We start from the raw sequence: 1,688 nt of genomic DNA, 5'->3' as shown, positions 1-1,688 counted from the left end.
TTAGCCTTGATCCACCGACGTGGTTTGGGGAGTGATCTTCTGACCGGCTTCGAGCCGGTTTCAGGTCGGCGGTTGGGCATGGGCAGGTTGTAGCCGCTGGTCTGCCCAGCTTTTCCACGGTTCGGTTCCGATCGGGCCCTGGCGGGCGGGGTGGGCAGGGGGATCAGGCCGGTGCGGGTGGGCCGTGGGCGGTGTCGAAGAGGTGTGTCCAGGCGTGCCGCCAGGGCCAGTTGTGTGGCAGGTGCAGGGTGATACGTCGTGCGGAGCGGGCGATCCGGGCCGGGACCTGGACCAGGTGGGTGCGGAGGGTGGCGGTGGTGGCCTTGGCGTGGAAGGCGGAGGTCACTGCGCCGGTGGCCCGCAGCAGGTTGTAGGTCATCGCCCACAGGGTCAGCCAAGCGGCGTTGGCATGGAAGTGCCCGGAGGGCAGGTGTGCCAGGGCGGAGGCTTTGCTGTCCGCGATGACCTGCTCGATCACCGCGTGGTGACGGTGTTCCCGCTCGGCCCGGAGCATCTCGGCGGGGTTGTCGGTGAAGAACGGGTGGTAGCGCCAGACGGGGAACAGCTCGCCCTGCGCACCCACGACGGCGGGTTTGGCCAGGTCACGGACGCGGCGCACGATCAGCCGCCCGGTGACCCGCTCTGCTTTCTTGCGGCTGGCGAACGCGGTGTACTGGGATATCTCGGCGACTTCGGCGTCGGAGATGAGTTCGCCGGTCTCCGGATCGGGCACCGCGGTCGGGTAGCTGATCTGCTGCCATTCCTCGTCGGGAATGCTGAGGACTGCCCGTTTGATGGAGGGGTTCATGCCGGTGGTGATTGAGAAGTGGGCCCCGGTCCGGCGGCAGGCGGCGATCACACCGGCGTTGTAGAACTGGGAGTCCGCGCGCAGGATTCGGGTGCCGGTGCAGCCGGCCTCAACGGCGGTGGCCAGGGCTTCGCTGGCGAATTTGGGGGCGCCGCGGGCGTCGGCGGCCCTGCCGCGTCGCATGCGGACTCCGGCGATCACCGGTCTCGACTGCGGGGTGCAGATCGTGGCGAGCAGCGGGTGCAGGGTGCGGATGCCTTTGAAGCGGCCGTACTCGGCGCCCTGCTTGGCACGTCCGTAGACACGTTTGTGGGTGGAATCGATGTCGATGAACGCCATCGCGTCGGCGCCGGGCAGCAGCGGGGTATGTGCGGCCAGTGCGCCAAGGAACCGGCGGTGCACGGCGTGGAGTTGGAGAGCGTGGCCGTGGGTGAAGGCGCGCAGGAACGTGCCCAGCGTGGACGGGGCACGGATGCCCGCGAACACGGCCGGCATCGCACCATGGCGCAGGACGTGGAGGTCGTCGATGCTGTCCGCGCCTGCGGCCATGCCCGCGACGATGCTGGTGACCTTGGCGTCCGCCGCCGAACCCGCGCCGTTGCTTGCGCCGGTCAGCTTCACCTTCTCGGCCACCAGACGCGAAAGACCGCACCGCTCGGCCAGCCGCATCACCGGGACCAGCCCGGCATGCGCGATCAGATTCGGTTCATCGAACGCAGCGGAGACCGCCGCTGACGTATGGGAAACTTGCATCTCGGAAGTGCCTTGCTGATTGTGCGTGCTGGAAGCCTGAAGAACTCCCATCATCGCAGGTCACAAGGCACTTCCTCGTTTTCCTAGCCGCTATCCACAAGGCTCTGGCCGGTGGATCAAGGCTTAG

The 1,688-nt window shown here is 67.8% G+C and carries 1 protein-coding gene; it reads right to left on the bottom strand.

What is annotated here, in order from left to right; translation table 11 throughout:
- Positions 1 to 163: 163 nt before the first annotated feature.
- The gene (locus GA0115254_RS28800; protein ID WP_093898208.1) at positions 164 to 1,561 is read right to left on the bottom strand and encodes an IS1380 family transposase; all 1,398 of its coding nucleotides are present in this window, start codon (positions 1,559 to 1,561) and stop codon (positions 164 to 166) included.
- Positions 1,562 to 1,688 lie beyond the last annotated feature (127 nt).

The organism is Streptomyces sp. Ncost-T10-10d, from assembly GCF_900091955.1.
Taxonomy (GTDB): Bacteria; Actinomycetota; Actinomycetes; order Streptomycetales; family Streptomycetaceae; genus Streptomyces.
The sequence above is the reverse complement of the archived record's forward strand: the minus strand, read 5'-3'. Positions and strand labels throughout refer to the sequence as shown.